22 protein-coding genes and 10 tRNA genes are annotated in these 18,319 nt (G+C 69.9%); 15 read left to right on the top strand and 17 right to left on the bottom strand.

The features are described from left to right. The first annotated feature begins 21 nt into the window (after window positions 1–21). From IU369_RS20745 to IU369_RS20730, 4 genes are all read left to right on the top strand, one after another. Window positions 22–687: a hypothetical protein gene (locus tag IU369_RS20745; RefSeq protein ID WP_217925123.1), complete on the top strand. Its 666-nt coding sequence runs from the start codon at window positions 22–24 to the stop codon at window positions 685–687. A 370-nt stretch (window positions 688–1,057) separates the two neighbouring features. Further along, window positions 1,058–1,333 (top strand): hypothetical protein, encoded by a 276-nt coding sequence (locus IU369_RS20740; RefSeq protein ID WP_217925122.1) that lies wholly within the window; start codon window positions 1,058–1,060, stop codon window positions 1,331–1,333. A gap of 68 nt (window positions 1,334–1,401) precedes the next feature. Beyond that, window positions 1,402–1,695 carry an ATP-dependent Clp protease adaptor ClpS gene (locus IU369_RS20735; protein ID WP_217925121.1) on the top strand — a complete coding sequence of 98 codons (294 nt, stop codon included), beginning with the start codon at window positions 1,402–1,404 and terminating at the stop codon, window positions 1,693–1,695. Between the two features lie 5 nt (window positions 1,696–1,700). After that, window positions 1,701–1,904: a hypothetical protein gene (locus tag IU369_RS20730; protein ID WP_217925120.1), complete on the top strand. Its 204-nt coding sequence runs from the start codon at window positions 1,701–1,703 to the stop codon at window positions 1,902–1,904. Here the strand turns inward: IU369_RS20730 and IU369_RS20725 are convergent. The 3 genes from IU369_RS20725 to IU369_RS20715 form a co-directional block, all read right to left on the bottom strand. After that, a complete protein-coding gene (locus IU369_RS20725) occupies window positions 1,901–3,268 on the bottom strand; it encodes an NAD(P)/FAD-dependent oxidoreductase (protein WP_217925119.1) in 1,368 nt (455 codons plus the stop codon). The two genes, IU369_RS20730 and IU369_RS20725, sit on opposite strands and share 4 nt — an antisense overlap. Before the next feature lie 63 nt (window positions 3,269–3,331). Further along, entirely contained in the window at window positions 3,332–4,072 is a 741-nt protein-coding gene (locus IU369_RS20720) for a hypothetical protein (RefSeq protein WP_217925118.1), read from the bottom strand. A 65-nt stretch (window positions 4,073–4,137) separates the two neighbouring features. Continuing rightward, entirely contained in the window at window positions 4,138–5,625 is a 1,488-nt protein-coding gene (locus IU369_RS20715; protein ID WP_217925117.1) for a hypothetical protein, read from the bottom strand. A gap of 292 nt (window positions 5,626–5,917) precedes the next feature. Here IU369_RS20715 and IU369_RS20710 point away from each other — a divergent pair, with 292 nt between their 5' ends. Beyond that, window positions 5,918–6,814, top strand: a complete 897-nt coding sequence (locus IU369_RS20710; protein WP_217925116.1) for a metallophosphoesterase — start codon at window positions 5,918–5,920, stop codon at window positions 6,812–6,814. A 603-nt stretch (window positions 6,815–7,417) separates the two neighbouring features. After that, window positions 7,418–8,890 (top strand): PKD domain-containing protein, encoded by a 1,473-nt coding sequence (locus tag IU369_RS20705; protein WP_217925115.1) that lies wholly within the window; start codon window positions 7,418–7,420, stop codon window positions 8,888–8,890. A gap of 28 nt (window positions 8,891–8,918) precedes the next feature. On the opposite strand, the gene IU369_RS20700 is transcribed toward IU369_RS20705, so the two are convergent. The 4 genes from IU369_RS20700 to IU369_RS20685 all read right to left on the bottom strand — a co-directional run bounded on the left by IU369_RS20700 (window position 8,919) and on the right by IU369_RS20685 (window position 10,201). Further along, a complete protein-coding gene (locus IU369_RS20700) occupies window positions 8,919–9,509 on the bottom strand; it encodes a hypothetical protein (RefSeq protein WP_217925114.1) in 591 nt (196 codons plus the stop codon). Between the two features lie 179 nt (window positions 9,510–9,688). Beyond that, window positions 9,689–9,958 carry a hypothetical protein gene (locus IU369_RS20695; protein WP_217925113.1) on the bottom strand — a complete coding sequence of 90 codons (270 nt, stop codon included), beginning with the start codon at window positions 9,956–9,958 and terminating at the stop codon, window positions 9,689–9,691. 68 nt (window positions 9,959–10,026) lie between these two features. Further along, window positions 10,027–10,099, bottom strand: a tRNA-Thr gene (locus IU369_RS20690). A 30-nt stretch (window positions 10,100–10,129) separates the two neighbouring features. Further along, window positions 10,130–10,201 (bottom strand) — tRNA-Gln (locus tag IU369_RS20685). Between the two features lie 67 nt (window positions 10,202–10,268). Between IU369_RS20685 and IU369_RS20680 the strand changes: the two genes are divergently transcribed. Continuing rightward, window positions 10,269–11,012: a ZIP family metal transporter gene (locus tag IU369_RS20680; protein ID WP_217925112.1), complete on the top strand. Its 744-nt coding sequence runs from the start codon at window positions 10,269–10,271 to the stop codon at window positions 11,010–11,012. Between the two features lie 7 nt (window positions 11,013–11,019). Here IU369_RS20680 and IU369_RS20675 read toward each other — a convergent pair whose 3' ends face one another. Beyond that, the gene (locus tag IU369_RS20675) at window positions 11,020–11,169 is read right to left on the bottom strand and encodes a hypothetical protein (protein ID WP_217925111.1); all 150 of its coding nucleotides are present in this window, start codon (window positions 11,167–11,169) and stop codon (window positions 11,020–11,022) included. A gap of 162 nt (window positions 11,170–11,331) precedes the next feature. Between IU369_RS20675 and IU369_RS20670 the strand changes: the two genes are divergently transcribed. From IU369_RS20670 to IU369_RS20650, 5 genes are all read left to right on the top strand, one after another. Continuing rightward, window positions 11,332–11,787: a hypothetical protein gene (locus tag IU369_RS20670; protein WP_217925110.1), complete on the top strand. Its 456-nt coding sequence runs from the start codon at window positions 11,332–11,334 to the stop codon at window positions 11,785–11,787. Between the two features lie 320 nt (window positions 11,788–12,107). Continuing rightward, window positions 12,108–12,338, top strand: coding sequence for a hypothetical protein (locus IU369_RS20665; RefSeq protein WP_217925109.1), 231 nt, complete (start codon window positions 12,108–12,110; stop codon window positions 12,336–12,338). 124 nt (window positions 12,339–12,462) lie between these two features. Beyond that, entirely contained in the window at window positions 12,463–13,758 is a 1,296-nt protein-coding gene (locus IU369_RS20660) for a hemolysin family protein (protein ID WP_217925108.1), read from the top strand. Continuing rightward, window positions 13,755–14,420 carry a DedA family protein gene (locus IU369_RS20655; RefSeq protein ID WP_217925107.1) on the top strand — a complete coding sequence of 222 codons (666 nt, stop codon included), beginning with the start codon at window positions 13,755–13,757 and terminating at the stop codon, window positions 14,418–14,420. Before IU369_RS20660 ends, IU369_RS20655 begins: the two co-directional genes overlap by 4 nt. Window positions 14,421–14,625: 205 nt before the next feature. After that, window positions 14,626–14,952, top strand: coding sequence for a helix-turn-helix domain-containing protein (locus IU369_RS20650; RefSeq protein WP_217925106.1), 327 nt, complete (start codon window positions 14,626–14,628; stop codon window positions 14,950–14,952). Window positions 14,953–14,976: 24 nt separating this feature from the next. Here IU369_RS20650 and IU369_RS20645 read toward each other — a convergent pair. Beyond that, window positions 14,977–15,051 (bottom strand) — tRNA-Glu (locus tag IU369_RS20645). 114 nt (window positions 15,052–15,165) lie between these two features. On the opposite strand from IU369_RS20645, the gene IU369_RS20640 reads away from it, so the two are divergent. From IU369_RS20640 to IU369_RS20630, 3 genes are all read left to right on the top strand, one after another. Next, window positions 15,166–15,759 (top strand): hypothetical protein, encoded by a 594-nt coding sequence (locus IU369_RS20640; protein ID WP_217925105.1) that lies wholly within the window; start codon window positions 15,166–15,168, stop codon window positions 15,757–15,759. A gap of 61 nt (window positions 15,760–15,820) precedes the next feature. Beyond that, complete coding sequence (locus IU369_RS20635; RefSeq protein ID WP_217925104.1) at window positions 15,821–16,006, top strand: hypothetical protein; 186 nt, start codon at window positions 15,821–15,823, stop codon at window positions 16,004–16,006. Between the two features lie 80 nt (window positions 16,007–16,086). After that, window positions 16,087–16,305 (top strand): hypothetical protein, encoded by a 219-nt coding sequence (locus tag IU369_RS20630; protein WP_217925103.1) that lies wholly within the window; start codon window positions 16,087–16,089, stop codon window positions 16,303–16,305. Between the two features lie 57 nt (window positions 16,306–16,362). Here IU369_RS20630 and IU369_RS20625 read toward each other — a convergent pair. From IU369_RS20625 to IU369_RS20590, 8 genes are all read right to left on the bottom strand, one after another. Continuing rightward, window positions 16,363–16,436 (bottom strand) — tRNA-Asp (locus tag IU369_RS20625). A 388-nt stretch (window positions 16,437–16,824) separates the two neighbouring features. After that, window positions 16,825–16,898 (bottom strand) — tRNA-Thr (locus tag IU369_RS20620). 198 nt (window positions 16,899–17,096) lie between these two features. Further along, on the bottom strand, window positions 17,097–17,447 hold the full coding sequence (locus IU369_RS20615) for a hypothetical protein (protein WP_217925102.1): 351 nt from the start codon (window positions 17,445–17,447) through the stop codon (window positions 17,097–17,099). 86 nt (window positions 17,448–17,533) lie between these two features. Continuing rightward, window positions 17,534–17,620, bottom strand: a tRNA-Leu gene (locus IU369_RS20610). 110 nt (window positions 17,621–17,730) lie between these two features. Then, a tRNA-Gly gene (locus IU369_RS20605) sits at window positions 17,731–17,803 on the bottom strand. Between the two features lie 44 nt (window positions 17,804–17,847). Continuing rightward, window positions 17,848–17,919, bottom strand: a tRNA-His gene (locus tag IU369_RS20600). Between the two features lie 74 nt (window positions 17,920–17,993). Then, window positions 17,994–18,066, bottom strand: a tRNA-Ala gene (locus IU369_RS20595). 66 nt (window positions 18,067–18,132) lie between these two features. Beyond that, window positions 18,133–18,206, bottom strand: a tRNA-Ile gene (locus tag IU369_RS20590). Window positions 18,207–18,319: the final 113 nt, after the last annotated feature.

The following is an 18,319-nucleotide window of genomic DNA, read 5'->3' as shown; positions in this document are numbered from 1 at the left end:
TCACCCAGGCTGGATGGCACGATGGCGCTCGATACAGCCCTCCGGACGACCAGGACCCGAAGTCTCCTCGCGAACAGAGTCGATATCGAGGTCGCGGAGCGCCTCCCGTCCGGGGTCGACCGCGCGATCACCGCGATCGTCGACGGATGGCCCCCAGGGGCGGGACTCTGGCTCGGCGCGGTGACCCTGCTCGACCACCGCCCCGAGGCATTCACCCAGGCGGCCGCGCTCTATGACCCCAGGAATCGCCGGATCGTCGTCTTCGCCGATGAGGAGAACGGGGCCTTCACGCTCGCACTCGCGCCCTTGGTCCTCGACCACGAGCTCGCTCACGCGATCGAGCGGCATCTGCCAGATGGGCCGGAGGCGTACACGCACCGCTGGCAATCGGCGCGCGATGCCGACGGTCAGCTGACAGAACGGCGGTGGAAGCGGACGGACGGGATCGGGCTCATCCAGGGAGGCCGATGGGTCACCGACCACGCCGGGCGCACCGCGTCCGAGAGTGAGGACTTCGCAGACGCCTTCGCCCTCTGGTTCGGCGAGCGCCGCGGCAATGCCCTCACCGCTGACGCCGAGGGTCCCTGCTTCAGGGATCTCTGGCCGGCGCGCGCACAGTTGCTCGACTCCCTCGATGAGGAGATGTCAGGCGAGCCGGGGCAAGGGCCACGGGACGCGCCCCACTGACTCGGGGCGGAGTTAGCGGACCGACGTCGCCGCTCGATCGAGACGACAGCGAAGGGGTCGAGAGGATCACGTTGGCTGCTCCCGCCAGGATGGCTTAGACTCGGCGACCTGCGACCGCAGCGTCTCGGACACCCGGGGCTCACCGGTCGGAGGACCAGTAGAGCGACAGGAACCCCCGCTGCCACTTTCTCGATCGTCTGTGACCGGCAGGTCAGGGCCACCAGGGGCGCGATCCTGCGCGCCCCTGGTCGTAGCCGGTGTTGCAGCAACGATCATCCTGTCCGGCTGTGGTGGTGGCGACCAGCAACAGGCCCTGCCGGACAGCCATGGGACCGACCCGGCTGCTGCGGGGAAGGCCTGGTTCGAGGCGGTGAGCAGTTGCGACGCCGAGGACACGGCAGCCGGCTTCGATCTGACGGCAGACCCGCCCCTGGATCGCGATGCGTGGGTACGTCAGACCGTCGCCCAGTGCCGCGCTGCCGAGGTGCCTGAGGGCGCCGGCCGGTTCGAAGCCGAAGTGCTGAGCGAAGCAGGAACGCGCGCCGTCGTGCGGCTCGCAGTCTCATGGCCGGGCGGCGCTGGCCGCTCGGGTCAGGCACAGATGGTGCTGCAAGACGGGACGTGGAAGGTGGCTCAGGGCATATAGGGCGCGCGGCCAGGAAGGCACTCGACCTCCGGTGCTGCAGCCTCTCGCGGACGTCGTATCCCTTGGTCATGAGCACCCAGACACCGGTCCGCCCCGATGTGGACACCGACACCACCGCCCGCGTCGATCGCCCCTGGCTCGTCATCGTCCTGAACGACGACCACAACACCTTCGAAGGCGTCACGGTCGCACTCCACAAGGTCCTGCCCTCGACGAGCCTGGAACGCGGCCTCGAGATGGCGGTCGAGATCCACATGAGCGGCCGCGCCGTGGTGTGGAGCGGCCACCGTGAGCCCGCCGAGCTCTACCACGAGCAGCTGGCCGAGTTCGGCCTGACACTCGCCGAGCTCCAGCAGAGCTGACCGGCGTGGGCGGCGGGGACCCCTCATGGGGTCAGGGCCTCACCGCGGCGATGCGGGTCGAGACGCCCATGGGCCGGCGCGGCCTGACCGTGAGCGAGCCGCACACGCTCGCGATCGACGACGGGCCGTCCTGGCTGGTCCGGTTCGACGGTGAGCCCGAGCTGCGCTGGTGGCGTGCCACCGGACTGCGGCCTTCATCCGAGGACTAGGGCTCGCGCCGAGCCTCTGGCCCCCGGCGGGGGCCGACGCGGCGCTCAAGCGGCTCCGGGCGCCCGAGCGTCCCGAGCTCGGCGGTGTCGCGCCGGCACAGCAGGTCGAGGCTCCAGTCCGCCAGGACGCGCGCCTTACGACCGGTCCCGGGGATCTGGCTGAGGTGGTAGAGGCGGGTTGCGACCCAGGCCAGCAGGCCCTTCACCCCGCGCTGCCCGAAGCGGGCCACTCCCTTGTAGCGGCCGAGGTTCACGAAGACACCGCGGGTCTTGTAGTTGAAGGGCTTCGGCTCCTCACCGGCGGCGACCCGGGCGAAGTTGCGTCCGGCGAGGCGCCCCTGGCGGATGGCGTGCTGGGCCGTCGGGGGGCAGGACATCCCCGGGCGGGCGGGGTCGGGAACCGCCGCGCAGTCGCCGGCGGCGAAGATCCGGGGGTAGCCGCCGACGCGCATGAACTCGTCGACGAGCACCTGCCCGCGCTCGTTGAGAGGCATCCCGAGCGCCTCGAGGCACGGATGGGGTCGCACGCCGGCGGTCCAGACCAGGGTGTCGGTCGGGATCTCCTCACCGTCGCTGAGCAGGGCGCGGCCGCCGGTCGCGTCGACCAGCTGGGTGTTCATCCGCAGCTCGATCCCCCGTTCGCGCAGCTGGGCCATCGAGTAATCGGACAGGCCCTCGCCGACCTCGGGGAAGATCCGGCCGGTCGCCTCGACGAGGACGAAGCGGGCCCGCTCATCGCGGAGGGACGGGTAGAGCCGCATCGCCGCGCGGACCAGGTCCTCCATCTCCGCAAGGGCCTCGACCCCCGCATAGCCCCCGCCGACGAAGACGAAGTTCAGGTGGCGCCGGCGCTCATGCGGGGAGATCGACGCGTCCGCGAGCTCGAGCTGGCGGAGCACCTGATTGCGCAGGTGGACCGCCTCGGCGAGCGTCTTGCAGCCGACGGCGTGCTCGCGAAGGCCCGGGATCGGGAAGACGCGGGTGATCGAGCCGGGGGTGATTAGGAGGCGGTCGTACTCGACCACCTTCAGGTTGCCGGTCGGCTGACGCACCGAGATCGTCCCGGCCACCGGGTCATGGGAGACGGCGGCGCCGAGCACGAAGCGGGTCGGTCCGAGCGTGCCGCGCATCGGAACGACCACGTGGCGCGGCTCGAGGGTCCCCGCCGCCGCCTCAGGCAGGAAGGGCGTGTAGACGAGGTGGTTCAACTCGGAGACGAGGGTCACATGCAGGCGGCCACCGTTGTGGCGTTCCGCGGCGAGGGCGCAGTAGAAGCCGGCGAAGCCCCCACCGATGATCACGATCCGCTCGCGTTCCTGTGAGTCCGGGGCCCTTCGCGACGCGGCGTTGATCGGGTTGCTCATCACCCGATAGTCCGGCCTGCGCGCCCGGGCCCTCCCCCTTCTCGCCTCCCAGGGGCCTAGTGCTTATACGCGCGAGGGCACGACCGCCGCACGCTCGAGCAGGAGCTCGGCGCGCCGGCAGAAGTCGCTGACGTCACCTTCGGAGTCGTTGACGAGCGTCGCGCTGAAGACCGAGTCCGGAAGACCCGCCAGCGATCGCTCGATCGGATGGCTCAGGTCCTGGTCGCTGCCGGGTCGCTCCACCCTCCACATCTGCCCTCCGAGGCCGAGGACGGCGCGGACATCGAACTCGTCCCGCACTCCGGTCGCGACGACCATCCGCGCGCCATCGCGCCAGAGGCCCTCGACGCGCGCGGACGCCTGCGCCGACCAGTAGGTCTCCGATTCGCGTCGGCGCATCATCGCCCACTGCTGCAGGGTGAGCCGGTATTCGGGGGTGCTCTTGTTCTGGTCGTGGATCTCGACGCCGAAGGGCTCGAGGAACGCATTCACCTCCCCGAGGATCGGGTCGGAGAAGGCCAGATGAGAGACCGAGGAGAAGCGGCTGCTCAGATGGGCGGCGATCACATCCTTGCCGGCCTGCGGGGCGCCCGCGAGGCCGATCAGCCGGGGGGCGCGGGCGGGAAGCGACTCATGGGCGCGACTCGGCGCCGTGGGACGCCGGGAAAGACCCGGGTCCGGGCGTGTGATCGCCGCCCAGAGGACCTCGAAGGTGCGGTCGCGCTCGCCGGGGGGCAGGTCGGAGAGGGCGAGGGGACAGTCGGCGAGGATGCGGGCGCGCAGCGCCTTGGGGTCATGGGACACAGGTCCCGAGCCTACGCGCCCGACCTCACAGGGGGCGGGCCTCTCGCCTGCCAGGACTCACATGCTCAGCGGGCCCGCGAGCGGATCATCCCGCGCACCGACGCGCTCTGGACCACAGGGCGGTCCTCTCGGCGGAAGTTCGCCGGCGACAGCTCCACGATGCCGTCCCGGACACGGTAGAAGTCGAGCGCGGTGTTGGCATCGAGACCCTCCGGAGCAGCCGGCAGGCCTGCCAGGGCGGAGTACTCGCGCTCCTCGCACAGGTAGGAGTCGAGCTCGGCGCGACTCTGATCCTCGAGGGCCCGGAGCGGGGATTCCCGCAGCGCCGCCTCGTCGAGCCGGTGGCGGGGGATCAGGGCGATGCGTTGGTTGCGACAGGACTCACAGACCACAGCCACCGACCCGTCCATCAGGTGGCGGAAGGTCGGGGTTGGGTGCCCGCAGTCATCACGCAGCCACAGTGGTTTCTCGGCAGGTGGCATCAGAGGGATGGACGGTGAGGGGTCGACCCGGAGGAGGACCTCCCGCGTGTCGATGTGGCCGCGCACCACGAGGGTGTCCCATTCCTTGCCGATCACCCCGGCGGCCTCGGCTTCCGGCCCACGAAGCCAGCCGTTCTCATGCATCGGCAAGAGGGCCTCGGCGATCAGTGGGCCGACGTCGCTGTGCATCGGGACCTGGTAGCAGAGGAAGACCTTCCCTTCCGCCTTGACCCAGGCCGTCGTCGCGTTCTCGCACCGCGCCTCGGCGCGAATCCGCTTGAAGCACTCGGCACTCACCAGGCGGGTGATCCGTCTGGGGGTGTCGGCCGGCCGCAGGGAGCGGGCGTCGGCGACGATCTGTGTCTTCCACTCTCGGGATGTCGCGCAGGAGGGAGGCTCACCGGGAGGGATCCCGATAAGGCGGGCGTGGCGGGCGCCTGAGAGGCGCGTCATCTCGACGAGGTCGATGTCCTCCGCGCTCAGGGGCATGTGGTCGGTGCTGAGCAGCCAGTTCTCGCCGAGCGCGCGGCGACTGAGACTCGGTGCCTGCAGCAGCAACGCGATGCGGGCGCGGCCCTCGTCATCGATCTCGGAGAGCCCCTTTGCGTGGTGGCGCAGCCCATGCAGCCGGAGGAAGCTGACGAGGACGCCGAGCGCCGGCTCGGCGCGATGATCGCACCCGAGGTCGAAGAGCTTCTCGAGCAGCGACTGCGTTCCCGGCAGGCCGCCCAGGTGCTCGAGAGCGTCGTTGAGATGACCACGGTGGCGGGGCTGGGTGTGGCGCAGCCGCAAGAGGGTCCGCCGGCGCAGGTTCTCGAACTCCTGAAGCGGGTCTGCCTCGACACCCTCGGCGATCGCCTCGACGGTGCGGACCGCGTCCTCGAGCAGGAGCGGCACCACCCGGAACCTTCCCGGTCGTGAAAGCTCAGCATCGATGAAGGAGACGGCTTCGATCGGATCCGGGTGCTCGATGAGGTCTGAGACGTGCCGGTATGACGGTCCCACGTACGTCTGCAGCTGGCTCGCAAAGGCCTGCTCGATCGCGGCGTGGTTCTCAAGGAGAGCCTGCACGGCCAGCTCGTCAGCGGGCTGCCGGCCGACTGGTGAGGGTGCGGGAGCACCGCGCTGGTTCCGGCCTCTGCCCATCTCATCCAGGAATGTAGGCCGCCTTCTGCGGCGCGCTCGAAGTCGCCCGCCTCAGTGCCCCGGGCCGCCGCCGCGAGAAGAGCTCGAGCTGCCCGTGGGCGACCTACGATCGATGCAGATGGCGCGCGGACAACGGACACATCAGGGGGCACCTGCTGCGATCGCTCTGCGCGGCCCGCGCCCCTCGGCGAGCGATCGTTGGGGGCCCGAGCAGCAGATGGAGCACACACGCGACCTGGTGATGCTCGGGACCACCCCCGGAGCGATCCGCCCGCCCCACTACCGGCTCGATGAGCTCGCGCGGGTGATCGAGGCAGACCCCGGTTCGATGGTGGTGATCTCCGACGTCCACGGTCAGGCCGAGGTCCTCGAGGAGGCCCTCGAAGAGCTCGGGCTGCTGCGGGAGGGTAACCGCGTCGGCGCGGGCGCCACCCTCGTCTCGATCGGAGACCTGGTCGACGGTCGCAACCACGACGGCGACATGGAGTGCCTCGGGCTGGCGGACCTCTTCGACGTCTGGCTGCCCGGCAACCACGAGGCGGCGATCATGGGTGGGAAGCGATTCGATGGTCTTCCGGCCCCCCACATGATCCCGGACCTCGGCCGCGGCCTCGACCGGGTGGCCTGGCAGGGCAGGATGCCGGGGGCGATCAGCCACGCCGGCGTCCTGATCAGCCACGCCGGGGCCGACGAGCAGCTCTTCCCGGAGGGCTCGGCGAGCGACGGCGCCGAGGCGATCAACTCGCTCTGGGAGTCCTTCCTCGGATCGCGCCATGACCAGTCCGCGTCCCTCTTCGGCGTTGACGAGCACCGTGGCGGCTCGGCCGCCCGCGGAGGCGCCCTCTGGCAGGACTGGCGCAGCCTGCTGGAGCACGCCCCGGAGGGATACCGCCAGATCGTCGGTCACAGCCCGAGCGCATCATGCGAGTCGGACCCTGAGGGGAACGTCCACCTGATCGACGCTGGTGGGCGGAGGCTCGGGATCGCCGTCATCTCGCCGACGGGGAGGATCCGCCTCGGATCCGATTGGGTCCCTCGCGGTCCCGCGCATTCGGTCTGGGAGCAGGCCGGCGAGTGCCCGCTCCCCGACGACCTGGACTCGTTCCCCGCCTAGTCCTCTGCGGGGCGCGCCTGGATCATCTGGCAGACCAGCCGAAAGCCCGCCAGCTGCTCATCCGGATCCTCAGCGGCCAGGGCGAGCGCGTATTCGCCGAGGACGAGAGCCGCCAAGCCATCCCGCTCGGGCCCTTGGGCGAGAAGCGCCCGGATCAAGGCCCTCGCACTCCGCCGCGCTGCCGCGAGATCGGTGTCGGGAGCGCCCCCAGGCGGGGGGCCGAAACCGAAGGGAAGCGGCGCGAGAAGGCGAAGAAGGACCCCGGGCATCGACTCACGCTGCCTACCCAGGACCTTCCCGCGCCGGGAACTCCCGCAGAAGGCCTCCCAGACCCAAGCATCGAGCTGTGATCGAGTCTCATCCGCACCGAGGACGCGAGACCGGCCACGAAAAGACTGCGTTCTCTGCTCGTTACGCCGCTATACGGCGCAGATACCTTAGTCTGAGGTTGAGGTCTAGCTAACCCTCATTCAGATGGTTGAGCCTCTGCGAGGCTCTCTGAGACGTCGCCTGGCCCAGGACCTACCGGCCTCGGCCTGGTCGCAGGGATAGGCCGGAGCCAGAATCGGCCGTGCCTCCGTGGTGGGTTGCTAGAGAAAGCTCGTGCCCCTCCCCCACCTGAGGCCCCATCGGAGCGCCTTCACCCTCGTCGAGCTGATCGTCGTGATCGCGGTCCTGATCATCCTGATGGCGATCGCCATCCCGACCTTCCTCAGCATCCGGGAGACCGCCAACAGCACCCAGGCCCAGAACTCGGTGACGATCTCCTACAAGAACGCCAAGGTGATCCACGCCGGAAGCGGCGCCTACCCGGTCCTCGCCACCCTGCAGGGCGCGATCCAGTCCGCTGAGCCAGAGCTCGACGTGATCACCACCACGCCCGCCTCCCGCGACCCCGAGCAGGTCATGGTCAACCGCGACGGCGTCGACCAGATCACCGTCTGTGCCCAGGCATCGACCGGGCTGATCTACTGCCTGCGATCCAACGAGGCGGGGGCATTCGACGTCTCGAGGAGTCAGTCGGCGACCATCGCCGGCGCCCTCTGCAACCTGCCGACTCCGACATCGGCGGCCGGCGAGGGGTGCGGACCCGGCGATGACGGAGTCCCGAGCTGGAGCAGTGCGGGGGGCGGCGCGCCCGCCGGTCCCGCCAACCAGGCTCCGGTCTCCTCCTTCACCTACAGCCCGACGGGCCCGACCGCGAACGCCACGGTGACCTTCACGGACGCCTCGAGCGACGCGGACGGCACCATCGCGACGCGTGAGTGGGACCTCGACGGAAACGGTTCCTTCGAGGCGACCGGCACCGCCCCGACGACCTCCTACCCCTCCCCCGGCCCGGTCACCGTGTCCCTGAGGGTGACCGACGATGACGGGGAGACGGCGACCAGCAGCCAGACCCTCACCGTCGCCGCCCAGCCAGGCTTCGCAAGCACCGACGGCTCGGACAGCTTCCTGAGCGCCGCCCACTCCAGCACCCACACGGCCGGCACGAGCACCCTCGTCTTCGACGGTTGGGTCCGTCGCACCGCCGGCGCCCCGACCCCCGCGCCCCAGGGTGCCGTCTTCAGCACCACCGGGGGCAACGCCGGCTGGACGATCCAGATCGACAACACCTACCGCCTCCGAGCGGCCGTTGCCACCGCCCCGGGCGTCTACGTCTCCTCACCGTGGGCAGCGGGGCTCAGCCTCAACAACTGGCACCACGTCGCGATCCAGATCACCCAGAACGGTGTCGCGGTCCTGCTCGACGGCTCAGCGATCTCGACTATCGCGCTTGCGAGCCCTCCGGCCTTCGGCACTGCGCCGACGCTGATCGGCCGTGAAGGAGCCGCCCCGACCTTCGAGTTCGGCGTCCAGGTCGACTCGGCGCGTATCACCCGCGGCCAGACCGCGGCGGCGATCCAGCCGGGAGACATCGTCCCCGGTGGCCGCTCGACGCGGCCGGCGACCCTGACCGCGCACTCGGACACGCGGAGCCTCTGGAGCTTCGACGGCGCATCCGGGGCTGATGAGGGCGCGGCCGGCGTGCCGTTCACGCTCTCCCCGACCGGCTCCTCGTTCAGCCTCCACTAGCGCCCGGGCCCGCCCCGGGAGGGACCGCCTACTTGCCGATGGCCGAGAGGAAGTTCAGCGGCACCGTCAGCAGCTCCCGGTCGGCCCCTCGGATCCCCGCCGGCATCGCGGCGATCCGGCCGTTGGCTGGATCGCCATCTCCCACCTTCCTGCGCGCCATCGATCGCTGTTCGTCGGGTCGCACCAGGCGAAGCGACGTCGCGTCGACCCACTCCGTCTGGAAGCCACCGGGGACCTCTCGGATCCGGGTGAGCTGGGCGTCGATGTCGTCGACGGTGAAGCTGATGACTGCGATGTCGGCATGGTCGCTGCGTCGGACGAGGATGCTCCGAGAGCCCACCCCGCAGGTGTTCTGCCATTCCGAGCCGTTGATGTCGTAGACGAGATAGTTGCAGACAAGGATCGCCGAGCCGACCCGCGGCTCGCCCCCGCTCGATGAATAGGTGCTCCACTCGACAACCCATCCCTCATCATCGTGGACCCGTACCTCGTAGGTCTCGGTCCGCTCCGGGTTCAGCAGATCCCGATAGGGCTCCCTGATCACCGCGCGCGCGCCGAGGCGATCGAGTACCTCGCCCATCAGGGCCGCCGAGCAGTCGCGGCTCGTCCTCCTCGGCACGTCCGGCACGGGGAGGGCTGCCTTCGGATCATCAGATGCCGGCGGGCCCGGGGCGAGGGTCCTGCCGCGAGGCGGCGTGCAGCGTGTGTGGGTGCTGCTTCCTCGCGCCATCGCCACTCGAGACTAGACCCCGTCCGAGCGCCGAGAGGGATCTCGCCCGAGGGGGCCAGGCGCACGCATCAGGGACGAGTCTTGCCGGGGTTCTTTCGCGGTCGCCAGCCGAGCATGGTGGCGAGGCCGATGGCGATGATGGCGAGGGTGATGAGGGAGCTCGCGCTCTCGGTGGCGAGGGCGGAGCCGAGGTTCTGCGCGCCCGTGGCTGAGGCCTCGGGGAGCGCGAGCACGAGGGCGAGGGCGCCGAGGCCGACCGCCCGCAGGCGGGTCCCCTGGCCCCACGCCCAGACCGCGGCGCCAGCGAGGATGAGACCGATCAGGATCTGCGTCGTCATACCCATCACGCTACGACGGGCACGGCGGGATGCAGCCGCACCGGCCTCGATGTGAGGGGAAGGGGAGAAGCCGTCTGCCGGGGTCGAACCGGCGACCTGTCGCTTACAAGGCGACTGCTCTACCAGCTGAGCTAAGACGGCGCGTGTGTGATCACCATACGGTGAGGTGAGTTGGGTGGGCAGGATTCGAACCTGCAATCACCGGGACCAAAATCCGGCGCCTTACCATTTGGCCACCACCCATCGTGGTGTCGCTCGGCCGATGCGAGGATGACATCCGAGGAGTCGCTGATTGCGCATCCTCATCGGCGTGGAACCGCTGTTCGCCCTCTGGATGACGCTGGCCGGCCTCGGAACGGTGATCGGCGCGCTCGGCATCTACGTGTGGCGCTCACCGGGCGATCGGCTCCTGGACGGAGGGCTCGGCTTCGCGGCCGGGGTCATGCTTGCCGCCCTGTCGTTCGGGCTCCTGAACCCGGCTCTCGAGCAGGGGGCACTGATCGAGGTGATCACCGGGCTCGTGCTCGGCGTCGCGCTGATGCTCGGACTCGATCGCCTGGTCCCTCACCTCCACCCACCCCGGGGTCCCGAGGACGGGACTCCTGACGCGCGCCGACGGGGTTGGCTGGTCTTCGGCGCGCTCTCGCTCCACAACATCCCCGAGGGGATGGCGGTCGGTGTGGCCTTCGCCGTCGGCGGGACCGAGCTCGGTCTCCCGCTCGCGATCGCGATCATGGCCCACAACGTGCCGGAGGGGTTCTCCGTGGCGATCCCCTTCCTGGCATCCCGGATGCCGCGACGGCGGATCTTCGCCGTCGCCGCATCGAGCGGTCTGATCGAGATCCCCGCGGCCTTCGCCGCCTTTGCGATCGTCGGGGTCGCTTCGGGGCTTCTCCCGCTCAGCCTCGCCTTCGCCGCCGGCGCAATGCTCTACGTGTGCGTCGACGAGCTGATCCCCGCCGGTGTCCGCGGTGGCAGTGAGCGGGTCGTAACCCTCAGCTGCATGCTCGGGTTCATCCTGATGCTCGTCCTGAACCAGCTGATCGCCGGCTAGCCCCCGTTCAGCGTCCTTGGCGCACCCGGTCGATCAGGTCGTCGATGTCGAGGCCGTGCCTGTCGGCGAGGTCGAAGGCCGCGATGAGACTCCCCATCGCCTCCGCCTCGAGGCCCTCGATTGCCTGCCCGGGCGCATGGGTCTGATCGTCGGACATCCTCGGTTCCCCTCTGCCGGTGCCTGTCAGCCGGACCGCGACGCGGTTCGGCCTCATCACCATACGGCGCCCGATGCCCGGGGAGGCTCGGCGATGGGAGTCGCTGACAGATGAGCGTCCTATGTTGGAGGTGCTGTCCTCTCAACGACCAGGAGCCTCCAGATGAGCGAGACGAACGGGATGAACGACCTGGCCGGCGGCACGCGGGCGCTGCTCCAGGCCGTGCGCGCCGAGGGTGCCGGTGAGCAGGTGACCGCCGCCGCGCAGGCGCTCGAGGGGACGCTCGGGCTCTCGGACTCCGATGATCTCGAGGCGCCCATCAGCCGGATCGCCTTCTCGACCTACGGCCAGAGCGGCGTCCGTCTGGACATCCTCTCGGTCGAGGACCTGATGGACGAGAACGGCGAGTTCGAGGACTCGGCATGGCAGTGGATCGACCAGCTCCTTCGCACCAAGCTCTACGACGACAGCGACCTGCGAAGCGGCGTGCTCGTCATCTACATGACCGACGACCAGGAGCGGCTGCGCGCCCAGGCCCGGGCGTGGGCGAAAGCCAACCCGGAGATCGTCGGCGCCAAGGACCTCGACCTGCTGATACTCGAGGAACCGACCCGGTGAGAACGGCCTCTCCCTGGCGAGGCCGTGGCACCCTCTGACCAATGGCGCGCGGACACTCACAGGCCCAAGGACAGGCTCCCGCCATCTCCCCCCGGACCCCCAGGCCGCGTTGCCCGGACTGCTGCAACGAGGGAAGGATGATCGTCGCGCAGTGCTGCGGTCGGCTCCTGCCAAGCGGCGAGTGCTGCTCTCAGCCTGTTCCGGCCGAGGAGCTGTGCCACTGTCCGATCGGTCTCGCACTGGCGAGCGCGGCGACCGCAGAGGACGACCCTGACCCACCCTTCTGACCCCGCACTCACAACCACAGGAGTCACCCGCGCATGAGCGACCCCAGCACCACCGCACCGTGCGTCGTCGATGAGCCGTTTCACCGCGTCGACCAGCTGGTCATCGGTGATCGCGTCCGCAGCCTCTTCGGTCCCGGCACCGTCACCCAGATCATCCCGCTCGGCGAGTACGACGACTTCGACGTCGACATCGCGCTCGATGAGGGCGGCATGTGGACCGGCTATCTGCCCGGATGCGCGCCCAGCGGGCGAATCGAGCCCTGAGGGCCGACCCGCGAACGGTGAGTTTCCGGTGAAATGAGGCCGGGAGCGCCTACGTTCGGGCCCGTCATCTGAGACCGCCCGGCCCCCTTGACCGCCGGTGGTCCTACCAAGGAGTCCACCGCACATGAGTGGCACCATCGTCGGCCTGCTGGCCGTCGTCGTATTGATCCTGGCGACGGGCTTCTTCGTCGCCGCCGAGTTCGCCCTCGCCCGCGCGCGGGTGGTCCGCCTCGAGGCGATGGCCGCCGGAGGTTCCCGCTCCGCGGCCCTCGCGACCCGTCAGTCCCACGAGATCGACCGCTACCTCGCCGCCTGCCAGCTCGGCATCACCGTCACCGCCCTCGGGCTCGGCTGGCTCGGCAAGCCCGCCGTCGCGAGCGTGCTGGAGCCGGTCCTCGAGCGGGCCGGCGCGGGCGAGGCCGCAGGGGTCTTCGCGGCGGGGGCGATCGCCTTCGCGGTGATCACCGTCCTGCATGTGGTCGTCGGTGAGCTCGCCCCGAAGACGATCGCGATCCAGAAGGCGGAGGCCACCGCGACACGCCTGGCCCTCCCGCTGGAGGCGTTCCGCCTGGTCTTCTCGCCGGTGATCGCGGTGCTCAACGGCGCAGGGGTGAGGCTCGTCCGGCTCCTCGGGATCCCACCCGCCTCCGAGCACGAGATGGCCCTGACGACCGAGGACTTCCAGCGCCTGATCGCCGACAGCGAACGCGGCGGCACCCTCGACCCCGAGGAGGCCGGGATGATCGAAGGTGTCCTCGAGCTCCACGAGACCTCAGCCCGCCAGGTCATGAGCCCCGCGCCGTCGGTCACCACCATCCCTGCCGGGCAGACGGCCCGTGAGGCCCTGCTCTCGGTCCTCGGGAGCCGGCACAGCCGCTTCCCCGTGGTCTCCGGCGCGAACCAGCCGACAGGAGTGGTCCACCTGAGCGCCCTCAGCCGGGGGTACGTCGAGACGCCGGAGACGCCCGTCGGTGAGCTCGCCGGGCCCGTGCACCTGGTGCCCGAGTCCCAGCCCCTGGACATCCTCCTCGCCGGGATGCGCCAGGCGCGCGCCTCCCTCGCGGTCGTCCTTGACGAGTACGGCGAGCTCGCCGGCGTCGTCTCCCTCGAGGACGTCCTCGAGGAGATCGTCGGGGAGATCCACGACGAGCGCGACCCCGAGCCCGACATGGTGATCGCCGAGGACGGAGACATCATCACGCGCGGCCACGTCTCCCTCGAGGACCTGGAGGAGCACGGCCTCCATCTGGCTGAGGAGGGCGTGACCAGCATCGGCGGCCTCATCTTCAGCCGGCTCGGGCGCCCCGCCCAGGTCGATGACGTGGTGGAAGCCGGCGAGTGGACGCTTCGGGTCGAGGAGGTCCGGGGGACGCGCATCGTCCGGGTCCGCTGCACAGCCCGTCCGGTGAGCGCGGAGTGAGCGGCCTGATCGGGAGTCTCACCGCGGCGGTCGGCGGATCGTTCGGCGAGCTCGCCGACGCCGCCGCGCGCTTCGGCTACTGGGCAGTCCTGCTCGTGGTCGCTGGAGATGGGGTCTTCCCGCTGTTCCCGGGTGAGACCGCGATCGTGGCCGCCGCGGTCCTCGCGGCCGACGGCACCCTCAGCCTGCCCCTCGTGATCGCCGCCGGCGCGGTCGGAGCCGTGATCGGCGACTCGACCGCCTACTGGACCGGCCGTCGCGGACGGGGACCGATCCGACGTGGCGTCGTGAAGGTCGCCGGGGCCGGGCGCATCGAGGCCGCGGAGAGGATGGTCGCCCGCCAAGGGGCGGCGCTCGTCCTCGCCGGCCGCTTCCTGCCGGGGATCCGGATCGCCATCAACCTCTCCTGCGGCGCCGGGCAGATGTCCTACCGGCGCTTCCTCCTGTTCGACAGCGTGGGTGCCGTTCTCTGGTCGACCCAGGCGGCCCTCATCGGCTACTTCGCCGGCAAGGCCTTCGCCGACAAGCCGTGGGTCGCCTTCGGCGTCGCGTTCGCCGTCATGGCGGCAGTCGGCGCCGTGATCGGGGTCCGAGAGCGCCGCCATGTCCGGCGCCAGCGAGCGGCCGCCTCCTCGGAGAAGGAGCCTGCGACCCCCTCCTGAACCCCGCGAGTCCTCACGCGGATCAGGGCAGCTCGATGACCCTCTTGCCGCGGACGAAGGCCGGGGTGTGAGAACGCGTGATGGATGAGCCCATGGACTGACAGTAGCCGCCTGCCCTCGTGCGCATCCCCGTTCCGCGCGGACGGCCTCGTCCGGAGGCGCAAGTGCCGCAGAGGCATCGCCCGGGCGCCTACTGTCGCCGGCGATGCCCACGACCGACGACACCCGCGAGGCACGGTTGATCCTCGCCCGCGCCCCGGCCGGGTCCCTCCACGACCACCGGATCCGCACCGGCGTCAGCTCGCTCGAGCTCGCGGACATCCTCAGCCTCCACCCCGATGAGCTGACGGAGCTCGAGGCCGGCCAGTCGCCACCGTCCCTCGATCTCCTGTGCCGCGCGAGCGGCGCCCTCGGCATGCGCTTCTCGATCGAGATCTCCCCGGAGCCGGCCGGCGACGCGGCCGTCGAGGTGAGTGCGATCCCCGGCTCGAGTGCCCACCTGCGCATCAGCTGCTCACACCCCGGCGTCTGAGCCCGCGCCGGATACCACTCTCGATACGGCGTACGGGATTCGAACCCGTGATTTGTCGGATTGAAAGTCCGATGTGTTCGGCCGCTTCACCAACGCCGCATGGATCCCCCGGCACGGACGGTCCGCGCCGCGAGGCACTTCGGGCCCAAAGGGACCAGGCCCATGTCTGAAGAGCATCACGTCCTCGCGGGCCTCCCCTACGCTCGGATGAGGATGGCGAGAGGACGAGGCATCAGAGCGGCCCCGACCACCTTGTCCCGTACGCCCGAGGGGGAGCGCCCCGAGGTCCGGCGCCGGGTCTACCGCGCCGGCGGAACGGACAAGGCGACCGACTACGGCCCCGCCCATGAGCTCTTCGTCCGCGCCGATGCCCTGAGGCCCGACGACCGTGAGGGGCGCCTGGAGGGGCTCTTCTGCTCGGCGCAGATGGAGGGCCTCGCGCGTTGGGTCCGTGGCTCGGCCGGGGCCGGCCCGATGTACGACCCCACCCCGATCGAGATCTCCTATGAGGGACCCGAGCCCTTCGCCTACCCGGTGCTCGCCTGGGACGTCGCCTCGAGCAAGGGCACCGACGAGGCGTTGCGCGCCTACTGGGCGACGGGCCTTTCCCTCAGCGAGTACGAGCGGGCACACGCGTCCGGGGAGCTACCGCCGATCTGGCGCGATGGCGGGGAGCTGCTGGTCAGCCCGAGGTTCATCACCTCGAGCCGAGGTGTCTCCCTCGCACGGCTCAGCCGAGGCCTACCGGACTTCGAGGCTGGCGAGCTGCGCCGCATCTGGAAGCGGTATCTCGGCCGCTCGCGGTGAGTGCCAGGTCCCGCCGTCCCGATGTATCCTGCCCGGACCGGCACGAGGGAAGGACGCGCGGGTGCAGGACGAGTACATCCGGTCTCAGATCAACCGTGAAGTGAGTAGGCACCTTGCTGAACGCGAGGCCGCCTATCGACACCACGTAGATCAAGGCCTGCGGAGGCAGCAAGGCGTTGACGCCGCGTGGCAGGAGGCCGAACAGCACCAGGCCAACCTGAACCACCTCCTCCTGTTCCGGCGGTGAGTCAAGGCTGGGAGTACCTCAGGGCGACCGTCGAGTGGTCGTATGATCCGCGCCGTCAGCGTTGGACGTCCTCGCTGGCGGTGGCGCGTTCGGTAGACGGCGCTGTCGAGGCGCGGGAGGCGAATGTCGAGGCCGAGTTCTCCCGTGTCGAGTTCATGAACGCCCTCGGAGCCGAGGGGTGGGAACTCGTCAGCGAGACGGTGGATGAAGTCTGGGTCGGCGCCGAGCGGCGCGGCATCACGGGTGGTGTCTCCACGCCCGTGCGCACCTGCTGGACCTTCAAGCGCCCGCGGGAGTAGCCCCGACGGCGGCGGGCGCCCTCGACGAGGGCCCGCGCTGACATGCCCTTCATGAAGCGGGAGTGACGGGACTCGAACCCGCGACCTCCGGATTGACAATCCGGTGCTCTAGCCAGCTGAGCTACACCCCCAGGGTGGACACACGATCGGCCGGGGGCGCCCTCGCGGATGCCTCGCCGACCGATGGAACAACCTCACCCCACCCATGGAGCGGGTGGGGTGAGGTGGACGAGCGGGGCCGGCATCGTCCATGCCGGCCCCGCCGGACGGGAGCCTCCCTGGCCTGGGAGACTCATCATGCTCCACCGTGCCCGGTGGAACTCGGACCGCCTGTCCTATCGGGACAGCGCCCGCGCCCATCTTGTGGCCAGTCCTTCCTCGGGATCCGGCGCTATCTGAGACCGCGATCGGCGAGGACGCGTCAGCGCCCCTGCGGCGCGGCACTTGCCGCCCTGGGCCCCGTTGCCGGTCTCGCGATCATGCGGTCGAGGGTCGTGAGGAAGACGGGGGAGGAGGAGGAGCCGACGCGGGGATTCGAACCCCGGGCCTCCCGCTTACGAGACGGGTGCTCTGGCCGTCTGAGCTACGTCGGCGCGCGCCATCAGAAGGGACGGCGGGAGAGATTGCTCAAGTGGTTGTCCCAGGAGCCGAACCTGGCGGGCGGTGCCTATCAGACTCCGCAGATCAACCGGATCGTCCACAACCATGCCCAGCCGAACGCAGCACCCTCAAAGAAGGCGCCGCTGCGTGACGCACGAGAGGCCGGCGGGGCCGGCCCTCCTTCGAGTTCCCTACTCCCCGAGGATCTGGCGGGCGGCGGCGCACGCCGCGGCGGTCCGATCGTCCTGGTCGAGGTGCCCGAGGGCCGCCCGGCGAAGTAGCTCCTGGCTGATCACGATGTAGCTGCCGCGGTAGAGCTCGGCTTCGGTCCTGGCGCCGGCGGCGCGGTAGGCCTCGATGGTCGAGGCGACAGTCGGGAGGGCGCTGAGCGCCTCATGGAGCCCCGCGGCGGTCACCAAGCCGTAGGCGTCGATGAACTCGCCTTCGGTCTGCGCCGGCAGCGTCGGGATCTCGTCATCCAGATACCGCGCAGGCGGAGCGAGCGTTGACAGGGCGGAGCGGACACTGCGACCTCTGGCCATGGGGTCAGACTAGGCCCCGGATGAGCCGCTGCAGATTTCCCCTACCGCCTTGGTCGGACGCTCACGAAGTGGGGCCTGGAGATCAGTGCGGGGAGGGGGATTCGGACCCCCACGAGCTGTAAAAAGCTCACCAGGCCCTCAACCCGGCGCGTCTACCATTCCGCCACCCCCGCAGGGAGTGAGTCGAGCCCGAACCAGAGGGAAGCCCCGCGCCGCCGGGCTTAAGAAGCCCACGGCGCGGGGCGGGGAAACGCTGAGGAGGAGGAGAAGAAGAAGAAGAAGAAGCGGCCGATCGGACTCGAACCGACGACTCTCCGCTTGGGAAGCGGATGCTCTACCAGCTGAGCTACGGCCGCACAGCACCGGACGCCCATGTCCGGGATGGAGACCTGAGGAGGAGGGTGCACGATGGGATTCGAACCCACGACCGCCCGGACCACAACCGGGAGCTCTACCGCTGAGCTACGCGCACCACGATGACGCGACCTTGGTGGCCGCGCTGAACCGGAGAACTATCCCGAGGGGGGCTGGTGTCTGGACAACACATGGAGCTAGCCGGAATCGAACCGGCGGCCTTTCGCATGCGAAGCGAACGCTCTCCCGACTGAGCTACAGCCCCTCGAACCGCCCAGAGGGCGGACCTAGCTCCCGCCCAGATTTTCTCTCGGCGGGTCTCTCACGTGCATGGAAGGAGAAGGACTCGAACCTTCGACATCCGCCTCATCAGAGCGGCGCTCTAACCAACTGAGCTACCCTTCCCAGGGTCCTGCGGTGATGCGATGTCGGCACCGCGACACGACGCCGAAGATGCACTTCCCTTGCCTCTCGCCCGTCGTCTGCGGCATGAGACCCGACGGGTTCGCGCGCGATGG

The organism is Miltoncostaea oceani (assembly GCF_018141545.1).
Taxonomy (GTDB): Bacteria; Actinomycetota; Thermoleophilia; order Miltoncostaeales; family Miltoncostaeaceae; genus Miltoncostaea; species Miltoncostaea oceani.
The sequence above is the reverse complement of the archived record's forward strand: the minus strand, read 5'-3'. Positions and strand labels throughout refer to the sequence as shown.

Coding starts and splice junctions, on each gene's coding strand:
- IU369_RS20745 (WP_217925123.1), top strand. CDS start 22: ATGGCGCTCGATACAGCCCTCCGGACGACCAGGACCCGAAGTCTCCTC.
- IU369_RS20735 (WP_217925121.1), top strand. CDS start 1,402: ATGAGCACCCAGACACCGGTCCGCCCCGATGTGGACACCGACACCACC.
- IU369_RS20725 (WP_217925119.1), bottom strand. CDS start 3,268: ATGAGCAACCCGATCAACGCCGCGTCGCGAAGGGCCCCGGACTCACAG.
- IU369_RS20710 (WP_217925116.1), top strand. CDS start 5,918: ATGGAGCACACACGCGACCTGGTGATGCTCGGGACCACCCCCGGAGCG.
- IU369_RS20695 (WP_217925113.1), bottom strand. CDS start 9,958: ATGACGACGCAGATCCTGATCGGTCTCATCCTCGCTGGCGCCGCGGTC.
- IU369_RS20675 (WP_217925111.1), bottom strand. CDS start 11,169: ATGTCCGACGATCAGACCCATGCGCCCGGGCAGGCAATCGAGGGCCTC.
- IU369_RS20670 (WP_217925110.1), top strand. CDS start 11,332: ATGAGCGAGACGAACGGGATGAACGACCTGGCCGGCGGCACGCGGGCG.
- IU369_RS20665 (WP_217925109.1), top strand. CDS start 12,108: ATGAGCGACCCCAGCACCACCGCACCGTGCGTCGTCGATGAGCCGTTT.
- IU369_RS20660 (WP_217925108.1), top strand. CDS start 12,463: ATGAGTGGCACCATCGTCGGCCTGCTGGCCGTCGTCGTATTGATCCTG.
- IU369_RS20650 (WP_217925106.1), top strand. CDS start 14,626: ATGCCCACGACCGACGACACCCGCGAGGCACGGTTGATCCTCGCCCGC.
- IU369_RS20640 (WP_217925105.1), top strand. CDS start 15,166: ATGGCGAGAGGACGAGGCATCAGAGCGGCCCCGACCACCTTGTCCCGT.
- IU369_RS20615 (WP_217925102.1), bottom strand. CDS start 17,447: ATGGCCAGAGGTCGCAGTGTCCGCTCCGCCCTGTCAACGCTCGCTCCG.